This is a genomic window from Streptomyces sp. NPDC060205, from assembly GCF_042728395.1.
Classification (GTDB): Bacteria; Actinomycetota; Actinomycetes; order Streptomycetales; family Streptomycetaceae; genus Streptomyces.
This window is the reverse complement of record NZ_JBHWZP010000645.1, coordinates 1-1,299: the sequence shown is the minus strand read 5'-3', so window position 1 is coordinate 1,299 and position 1,299 is coordinate 1. Positions and strand designations below refer to the sequence as shown.

At 63.5% G+C, this 1,299-nt stretch carries 1 protein-coding gene and 1 pseudogene; both read left to right on the top strand.

Going from position 1 to position 1,299, the window contains the following annotated elements; all coding sequences use genetic code 11:
- The first annotated feature begins 180 nt into the window (after positions 1-180).
- Entirely contained in the window at positions 181-654 is a 474-nt protein-coding gene (locus tag ACFWGJ_RS43745) for a hypothetical protein (RefSeq protein WP_387334555.1), read from the top strand.
- 55 nt (positions 655-709) lie between these two features.
- Positions 710-1,203, top strand: a pseudogene (locus ACFWGJ_RS43740) (IS5 family transposase); the annotation flags it as partial.
- Positions 1,204-1,299 lie beyond the last annotated feature (96 nt).

Here is a 1,299-nt window from a genome sequence, read left to right as displayed (position 1 = left end):
TGCAAGACCTCCTGCGGTGCTGGACCGGCACCTGCACCACCTGCGGCCAGCTACTCAAAGCCAACAGACGCAGAACTTAACGAAGCACTACTAGGACTTGTCCGGGCGATCTCTTGCAACGGCGCCTGACGCCGCGAATCTCGTTGTCGAAGGTCTCGTCGAGTGAGGTAGAAGGGCGGCATGGACACCGCCGTACTTGAACAGATGCTGGACGAGACTTTCGATCACGCTGTCGTGCACCACGGATACACCAACTACATGCGCGACTACGAGGTCATCGTCTACGCAACGGCTGATCCCCGTACCGGCATCACGTCGTCCCACCTGCGCTACCTCTTCAGGTACTGCGTTGAGGCGCGGTGCGAGACATCTGTGCCGGCCGAGACCTGGCGGGTCTCTTTGGACGACCGGCTCATCGACCACGAAACCGGTGCTGACCTCGCCGGATACGTCTGGGGCGTGAAGTGGCACTGCCTCTACCCGGGAGCCAAGCTCCTCCCCGAGTCGGACGCGACCCGACGCTGGTCGAACGCCCTTGGCATCGACTTCCACGAGGTGCACATCGAGACCAACGCGCACAACCTGACCTTGCTCTTCTCCGACCTTCAGGTGAGCGAGGTCCCGGTTGGATATGCGCCATTCGTCGCGGAGTAGGGATCAGGTTCGTGTGATCTTGTGGCCGGCGTGTGTTCGGGTGGTTCTTCCTGTCATGAGACGGGGCGAGCTGAGTGATACGGAGTGGGAACAGTTGCGGCCGTTCCTGCCTGTCAGTAACAGGCGTTGTGGCAGGTGGCGCGATCACCGGCAGGTGATCGACGGGATTCTGTACCGGGTGCGGACCGGCGTGCAGTGGTGTGATCTGCCTGAACGGTTCGGGCCCTGGAAGACCGTCTATGAACGCCACCGGCTGTGGTCGGCCGACGGAACCTGGGAGCGTCTGCTCCAGCAGATCCGGGCCGCGGCCGACGCCGCAGGCGAGATCGACTGGGATGTCGCGGTCGATTCCACCATCGTCCGTGCCCACCAGCACGCGGCCGGCGCCCGCACTGAACCGCCACCAGCCCTCGCCTCCAAAGGGGCCGAACCGAGCGAACGCCAGGGCGAAACGCCGTGGCAGAGCCTTGTCGCCCGCCTGGTGGAGGTGGTGCAGGAGGTGAGCGCCTTGGTCGCTCGCGAGGCGCGTTCACCACCAAGCTCCACCTGATGTCGGCGTACACATGAACGTCCCCACCTGCGTACGGATGAAAAGGGACAGTTGTTGATGCGGTGAGACCTGCTGCTCGGCACTCTGCTGCTTGG